The organism is Pseudomonas sp. 18.1.10, assembly GCF_024655625.1.
GTDB lineage: Bacteria > Pseudomonadota > Gammaproteobacteria > Pseudomonadales > Pseudomonadaceae > Aquipseudomonas.
This window is the reverse complement of the sequence record NZ_JANLGL010000254.1, coordinates 1-7,076: the sequence shown is the minus strand read 5'-3', so window position 1 is coordinate 7,076 and position 7,076 is coordinate 1. Positions and strand designations below refer to the sequence as shown.

Here is a 7,076-nt window from a genome sequence, read left to right as displayed (position 1 = left end):
AGCCAATACATATGCAAGCTGACCCACCGCATTCGCGAGCAAGCCCGCTCCCACAATGGTTCTTTGGTGTCCACTGGATTGAGGTCATCACACAAGGCTTCTATCCCTGTAAACTGCGCCTCTTTGGCCCACGTCATGGAGAGCCCGGCATGTCCGCTTCGATCCTGTATATCCACGGCTTCAACAGTGCGCCGGCATCCAACAAGGCCAGCCAGTTGATCCGTGTGATGGATGCCCTCGGCCTGGCCGACCAGCTGCGCGTGCCGGCCCTGCATCACCACCCGCGTCAGGCAATTCCCCAGCTGGAAGCGGCGATCGCTGAACTGGGGCGCCCGCTGCTGGTCGGCAGCTCACTCGGCGGCTACTATGCAACCCATCTTGCCGAGCGCCATGGCCTCAAGGCGCTGCTGGTCAACCCGGCCGTCAGCCCCCATCGGATGTTCGACGGTTACCTGGGCACCCAGAAGAACCTCTACACCGATGAAACCTGGGAGTTGACCCACGACCACGTCACGGCCCTGGCCGAGTTGGAAGTGGTGGCGCCCCAGGACGCCGGGCGTTACCAGGTGTGGTTGCAAACCGGCGATGAAACGCTGGATTATCGCCTCGCCCAACAGTACTACCGGGCCTGTGCCTTGCGCATCCAGGCCGGCGGCGACCATGGTTACCAGGGGTTCGCCCAGCAATTGCCGGCGCTCTTGAGTTTTGCCGGCATTGGCGCAGATCAGTATCAATCCTTCGATTTTTCGTCACTGTAGAAATCGCAGGTCACTTTTTAATCGAACGACTCACGACGAGACCCCATGGCCACTCCCAGCGCTAGCTCTTATAACGCCGACGCCATCGAAGTCCTCTCGGGCCTCGACCCGGTGCGCAAACGCCCCGGCATGTACACCGACACCAGCCGGCCGAACCACCTTGCCCAGGAAGTCATCGACAACAGCGTCGACGAAGCCCTGGCCGGCCACGCCAAGTCGGTGCACGTCATTCTTCACGCCGACCATTCCCTGGAAGTGTCCGACGACGGCCGTGGCATGCCGGTGGACATCCACCCGGAAGAGGGCGTGCCGGGCGTCGAGCTGATCCTTACCAAGCTGCACGCCGGCGGCAAGTTCTCCAACAAGAACTACCAGTTTTCCGGTGGCTTGCACGGCGTGGGGATTTCCGTGGTCAACGCCCTGTCCACGCTGGTGCGGGTCCGGGTCAAGCGCGATGGCAACGAATACGAGATGACCTTCGCCGATGGCTACAAAGCCACCGACCTGGCCGTGATCGGCACCGTTGGCAAGCGCAACACCGGGACCAGCGTGTACTTCGCGCCGGACCCGAAATACTTCGATTCGCCGAAATTTTCCATCAGCCGCCTCAAGCACGTGCTCAAGGCCAAGGCTGTGCTGTGCCCGGGCCTGCTCGTCACCTTTGAAGACAAAGGCACCGGCGAGAAGGTCGAATGGCACTACGAAGACGGCCTGCGCTCCTACCTGGAAGACTCCGTCAGCGACTTCGAACGCCTGCCCAACGAGCCGTTCTGCGGCAGCCTAGCCGGCAATAAAGAAGCCGTCGACTGGGCCCTGTTGTGGCTGCCCGAAGGCGGCGACAGCGTGCAGGAAAGCTACGTCAACCTGATCCCCACGGCCCAGGGCGGCACCCACGTCAACGGCTTGCGCCAGGGCTTGCTCGATGCCATGCGCGAATTCTGCGAATACCGCAGCCTGCTGCCGCGCGGCGTGAAGCTGGCGCCGGAAGACGTGTGGGAGCGCATTGCGTTCGTGCTGTCGATGAAAATGCAGGAGCCGCAATTCTCCGGCCAGACCAAAGAGCGCCTGTCGTCCCGCGAGGCGGCGGCGTTTGTTTCGGGCGTGGTCAAGGATGCGTTCAGCCTGTGGCTTAATGAACACCCGGAGCTGGGCCTGGCCCTGGCGGAGCTGGCGATCAACAACGCCGGCCGTCGCTTGAAGGCCAGCAAGAAGGTCGAGCGCAAGCGCATCACCGCCGGTCCGGCACTGCCGGGCAAGCTGGCCGACTGCGCCGGGCAAGACCCGATGCGCTCCGAGCTGTTCCTGGTGGAAGGTGATTCCGCCGGTGGTTCGGCCAAGCAAGCGCGGGATAAAGAGTTCCAGGCGATCCTGCCGTTGCGCGGCAAGATCCTCAACACCTGGGAAGTCGATGGCAGCGAAGTCCTGGCCAGCCAGGAAGTGCACAACATCGCCGTGGCCATCGGCGTCGATCCGGGCGCGGCGGACATGAGCCAGCTGCGCTACGGCAAGATCTGCATCCTCGCCGACGCCGACTCCGACGGCCTACACATCGCCACCTTGCTGTGCGCGTTGTTCGTCCAGCACTTCCGCCCATTGGTGGATGCCGGTCACGTCTACGTCGCCATGCCGCCGCTGTACCGCATCGACCTCGGCAAAGAGATCTTCTACGCCCTCGACGAAGCCGAGCGCGATGGCATCCTCGACCGCCTGGTGGCCGAGAAGAAACGCGGCAAGCCACAGGTCACGCGATTCAAAGGCCTGGGTGAAATGAACCCGCCGCAACTGCGCGAAACCACCATGGACCCGAACACCCGGCGCCTGGTGCAGTTGACCCTGGAAGACTACGCCGCCACGTCGGAAATGATGGACATGCTGCTGGCGAAAAAACGCGCACCGGACCGCAAGTCCTGGCTGGAATCCAAAGGCAACCTTGCCGAGGTGCTGGGCTGATGCGCACAGGTTTCGCCCTGGCGATCCTGATGTGGAGCGGGTTGGTGGCGACCTCGGTCGTTGCCGCGCCCGTGGCTGAGCTGAAACTCGTCTCCGAACACGCGGTGGACGGCATGCGCGGCGGCAACCTGTCGGGCCTGGCCTTGTGTGGCAAGGAACTGTGGACGGTTTCCGACCGTGATGACGACCAGATCTATCGCCTGGATATCAGCGCGCCGACCTGGCAGGCCGAAACGGTGAAGATCGACGTGCCGCCGGTGCCGGAGTCCGGCTTGCCCTGGGGTTTGCGCTCGCGCACCAAGGCTGCGTCGTTCATTCGTGGTGGCGACCTGGATTTTGAAGGCATCAGCTGCGATGCCGCGGGTAACCGCTACATTGTCAGCGAAGCCCATGCGGCGGTGCTGCAAGTGCCGGTGAACGGCGCGCCCGAGTGGTTGAAAATCGCCCCAGGCATGGTGCGTGAAGCGCGGGCCAGCGGCATGTTGCTGCACTTCAATGCGTTGTTTGAGGGGCTGGCGATCAATCCTGAAGGCAATCAGATTTGGCTGGCAGCCGAGCGCGAAAGGCGCGGCCTAATCTCGATCAAGCGTGGGCAAAGCGTGTGGGATTGCGACGGGCCGTGTGTATTGCTCAGCGAAGCCGGCCAGGAAGTGCAGCCGGTCAAGTTCACCCATGCCAAGGCCGTGTCCAAGGACTTTGCCGACCTGGCGCTGTTCAACGGCAAGCTGTTTACCCTGGAGCGCAATGCGTTCCAGATCTGCCGACGCGATGCGGTCACGGCCAAGGTCGAGCTGTGCTGGTCGTTTGCCGACGAAACCCTGACGCCCGAGCGGCGCTATCCTCAGGCCTATGGCCTGGCCGAAGCCCTGGTGGTGGACGCAGACGGTGCCTGGCTGGGCATCGACAACAACTTCGGCCCCCGCGCCGATGGTGAAAAACGCCCGGTGGTCTATCGTTTCGCCGCCCCGGCCGGTGGCTGGAGTGCCCAGCCATGAACCCTGATTTTTTTGAATTGACCCGGCGCCGCGGCATTTCCGCCGCGCCTTACCCAATGATGAGGCCCGCATGAGTGACATCCTTGCAGACAGCTTAGATGGCGTAGAACGCCGGTCGCTGGCTGACTTCACCGAAAGTGCCTACCTCAACTACTCCATGTACGTAATCATGGACCGTGCCTTGCCGCATATCGGCGACGGCCTGAAGCCCGTGCAACGGCGCATCATCTACGCCATGAGTGAGTTGGGCCTGGACGCTGATTCCAAGCACAAGAAGTCGGCGCGTACCGTCGGCGACGTGCTGGGCAAGTTCCACCCCCACGGCGACTCCGCCTGCTACGAAGCCATGGTGCTGATGGCCCAGCCGTTCAGCTACCGCTACACGCTGGTGGACGGTCAGGGCAACTGGGGTGCGCCGGATGATCCGAAGTCCTTCGCCGCCATGCGTTACACCGAGGCGCGCCTGTCGCGTTACTCGGAAGTGTTGCTGAGCGAGCTGGGGCAGGGCACCGCCGATTGGGGCCCGAACTTCGACGGCACGCTCGACGAGCCGCTGGTGTTGCCGGCACGTTTGCCGAATATCCTCCTCAATGGCACCACCGGCATCGCCGTGGGCATGGCCACCGACGTGCCGCCGCATAACCTGCGTGAAGTGGCCACGGCGTGCGTGCGCTTGCTCGATGAGCCCAAGGCCACGGTCGAGCAGCTCTGCGAGCATATCCAGGGCCCGGACTACCCGACCGAGGCGGAAATCATCACGCCGCGCGCCGACTTGCTGAAGATGTACGAAACCGGCAAGGGCTCGGTGCGCATGCGCGCCGTGTACCACATCGAAGATGGCGACATTATCGTCACTGCGCTGCCGCACCAGGTGTCTGGCGCCAAGGTGCTGGAACAGATCGCCGCACTGATGCAGGCCAAGCCGTCGAAACTGCCGCAAGTGGCCGACCTGCGTGACGAGTCCGACCACGAAAACCCGTGCCGCATCGTGATTATCCCGACCAACAGCCGGGTCGATCACGAAGTGCTGATGCAGCATTTGTTCGCCAGCACCGACCTCGAGTCGAGCTACCGGGTCAACGTCAACATCATCGGCCTGGACGGCAAGCCGCAGCTGAAAAACCTGCGCAACCTGCTGGTGGAATGGCTGGAGTTCCGCGTGCAGACCGTGCGTCGCCGCCTGCAATTCCGCCTGGACAAGGTCGAGCGCCGCTTGCACCTGTTGGACGGCTTGTTGATTGCCTACCTCAACCTGGATGAAGTGATCCACATCATCCGTACGGCCGAGCACCCCAAGTCCGCGCTGATCGAGCGTTTCCAATTGAGCGAGACCCAGGCTGAATACATCCTGGAAACGCGTTTGCGCCAGTTGGCACGCCTGGAAGAAATGAAGCTGCGCGACGAACAAGACGCGCTGCTCAAGGAACAAGCCAAGCTGCAAGCCCTGTTGGGCAGCGAAACCAAGCTGAAGAAGCTGGTGCGCACCGAATTGATTAAGGACGCCGAAACCTACGGCGACGACCGCCGCTCGCCAATCGTCCAGCGCGCCGAAGCCAAGGCGCTGACCGAAACCGAGCTGCTGCCAAACGAGAAAATTACCGTCGTTCTGTCGGAAAAGGGTTGGGTTCGTTCGGCCAAGGGGCATGATATTGACGCCACCGGCCTGTCGTACAAGGCGGGCGACGGCTTCAAGACCGCTGCGGCCGGGCGTTCCAACCAGTTTGCGGTGTTTATCGACTCGACCGGGCGCAGCTATTCGGTGCCGGCTCACACCTTGCCGTCTGCACGGGGCCAGGGCGAGCCGCTGACCGGGCGCCTGACGCCGCCGCCGGGGGCGAATTTCGAGTGCGTGCTGCTGCCGGAGGACGATTCGCTGTACGTGATTGCGTCGGACGCGGGTTACGGCTTCGTGGTCAAGGGTGAAGACCTGCAGGCCAAGAACAAGGCGGGCAAGGCCCTGTTGAGCCTGCCGAACAACGCCAAGGTGATCCTGCCGCGGCCGGTGGACGATCGCGAAAGCAACTGGCTGGCCTCGGTGACCACCGAGGGGCGTTTGCTGGTGTTCAAGATCAGCGACCTGCCGCAGCTGGGCAAGGGCAAGGGCAACAAGATCATCGGCATTCCTGGCGAGCGCGTGGCCAGTCGCGAAGAGTACGTGACCGACATCGCAGTGATCCCGGAAGGCGCGACCCTGGTGCTGCAGGCCGGTAAGCGCACGTTGTCGCTGCGTCCTGACGACCTTGAGCACTACAAGGGTGAGCGTGGTCGGCGTGGCAACAAACTGCCACGGGGCTTCCAGCGTGTGGATGCTTTGTTGGTGGAAGCGCCGGTTTAACGCGTATTAGAGCCCTCGATCTACGATTTAACGCGTAGATCGACGCTTTGGCGCTGGAGTCATGGCGCATATTCACGGATGATATGGCCTTTCCAGCGCCGGCGTGGCCGCGCGTATTTAGGGTTTTTTCAGTATTAGTTGTGGTTCGCCGTGTGGCAGCCACCTGGATGGGATGATGACCGCTCCACGCGTTCCTTTATTTTTGATGCTCGCTGGCCTGTTGGGGTTGGCGGGTTGCAGCACGCACCAGCCGGTGTCGCTGTACCAGCTGGACAGCGGCAGCCCCGCGCAGCCAGCCCAGGCTGCCGGCATGGCGGTCTTGCTCGGCCCGGTCGTCGTGGCGGACTACCTGCAACGCGAAACCCTGCTGCAACGTCAGAACGACGGCAGCCTGCAAGGTTCCACCGATGGTCGTTGGGCGGGCAGTTTGTCGTCCGACATCAACCAGCTGATGCTGCGCCAAGTGGCCGGTCACCTGGACAGCCAGCGTGTGGTGCTGGCGCCTGCGCCAGCGGCGTTCAGCCCGGATGTGCAGGTCTTGCTGACCATCACGCGCCTGGACTCCGGCACCTCGCAGCCGGCGATCCTGGATGCCCAGTGGCGCCTGATCGACCGCCGTGGCCAGGTACGCGACAGCCGCATCGTGCACTTGCAGGAAGAGCACGCCGGCACCACCGCGTCCCAGGTCCAGGCCCAGGGCGTGTTGTTGCAGCATTTGGCACAGCAGTTGTCGGTGGCCCTCAAGCCATTGGCCAACCAGGCGCCGATTGCCGAGGCGCCGCGCAAGCAGGCCCCGGTGCAGACGGCCAAGCCGGCTGAGCCGCAGAAGCCGAAGATGCCGATGGCAACGCCGATTCGTACGGATATGGAAGTGTTCAGGTTCTGATCTGAATCGCAGACAAAAAAAGGCCCGCTGATTCAGCGGGCCTTTTTGTTTGTGCGCGGTTCCGATGTCACCGAAGGTCACCTGTGGGAGCGGGCTTGTGTGGGAGCGGGCTTGCTCGCGAAAGCGGTGATTCAGTCACTGATGTATCGACT

General features: G+C 62.9%; 5 protein-coding genes. All 5 read left to right on the top strand.

The features are described from left to right. The first annotated feature begins 149 nt into the window (after positions 1-149). The 5 genes from NUV89_RS26085 (at position 150) to NUV89_RS26065 (ending at position 6,924) form a co-directional block, all read left to right on the top strand. Positions 150-758, top strand: coding sequence for a YqiA/YcfP family alpha/beta fold hydrolase (locus NUV89_RS26085; protein ID WP_257783585.1), 609 nt, complete (start codon positions 150-152; stop codon positions 756-758). A 45-nt stretch (positions 759-803) separates the two neighbouring features. Continuing rightward, positions 804-2,708, top strand: coding sequence for a DNA topoisomerase IV subunit B (parE, locus tag NUV89_RS26080; RefSeq protein ID WP_017734940.1), 1,905 nt, complete (start codon positions 804-806; stop codon positions 2,706-2,708). Further along, a complete protein-coding gene (locus NUV89_RS26075; protein ID WP_257783584.1) occupies positions 2,708-3,703 on the top strand; it encodes an esterase-like activity of phytase family protein in 996 nt (331 codons plus the stop codon). The genes parE and NUV89_RS26075 overlap by 1 nt, the downstream gene beginning before the upstream one ends. Positions 3,704-3,773: 70 nt before the next feature. Continuing rightward, on the top strand, positions 3,774-6,038 hold the full coding sequence (gene parC, locus NUV89_RS26070; RefSeq protein WP_257783583.1) for a DNA topoisomerase IV subunit A: 2,265 nt from the start codon (positions 3,774-3,776) through the stop codon (positions 6,036-6,038). A 175-nt stretch (positions 6,039-6,213) separates the two neighbouring features. After that, positions 6,214-6,924, top strand: a complete 711-nt coding sequence (locus NUV89_RS26065) for a membrane integrity-associated transporter subunit PqiC (protein WP_257783582.1) — start codon at positions 6,214-6,216, stop codon at positions 6,922-6,924. The last annotated feature ends 152 nt before the right edge of the window (positions 6,925-7,076 follow it).

Coding starts and splice junctions, on each gene's coding strand:
- NUV89_RS26075 (WP_257783584.1), top strand. CDS start 2,708: ATGCGCACAGGTTTCGCCCTGGCGATCCTGATGTGGAGCGGGTTGGTG.
- parE (WP_017734940.1), top strand. CDS start 804: ATGGCCACTCCCAGCGCTAGCTCTTATAACGCCGACGCCATCGAAGTC.
- NUV89_RS26085 (WP_257783585.1), top strand. CDS start 150: ATGTCCGCTTCGATCCTGTATATCCACGGCTTCAACAGTGCGCCGGCA.
- NUV89_RS26065 (WP_257783582.1), top strand. CDS start 6,214: ATGACCGCTCCACGCGTTCCTTTATTTTTGATGCTCGCTGGCCTGTTG.
- parC (WP_257783583.1), top strand. CDS start 3,774: ATGAGTGACATCCTTGCAGACAGCTTAGATGGCGTAGAACGCCGGTCG.